The following is a 324-nucleotide window of genomic DNA, read 5'->3' as shown; positions in this document are numbered from 1 at the left end:
ACCGCCCTCGATTCTGTCAGGCCAATGAATGACCATGCCGTTGCGGGTACCACCGAAATCAGATGCAACCTGCTTAGTCCACTTGAACGGCGCGTCGAAAGCCACCGCCCAACCCGCCGACATATGCGGAAAGGTGTATTCCCCCCCCCAATCGTCAAGTCGCGGCAACAGATCTTCGACCTTCTCGACAACCTGATTAAAGTAGGTCATCTCGTTGTACATTCCGATAAAACCGCCCTCTGCGCTGGTGCCATTATCACCGGCGATATAGATAATCAGAGTGTTATCCAGCTCACCGATATCCTCCACGGCATCAACAAGCCG

Annotated in this window: 1 protein-coding gene; it reads right to left on the bottom strand. The window is 53.7% G+C overall.

Annotated elements, in window-relative coordinates; translation table 11 throughout:
• On the bottom strand, positions 1-324 hold a 324-nt coding region (locus A3709_RS12610; protein ID WP_156507751.1), incomplete at both ends, for a sulfatase-like hydrolase/transferase.

It is taken from the genome of Halioglobus sp. HI00S01 (assembly GCF_001635445.1).
Lineage (GTDB): Bacteria > Pseudomonadota > Gammaproteobacteria > Pseudomonadales > Halieaceae > Halioglobus > Halioglobus japonicus.
This window is presented reverse-complemented; position numbering and strand designations above follow the sequence as displayed.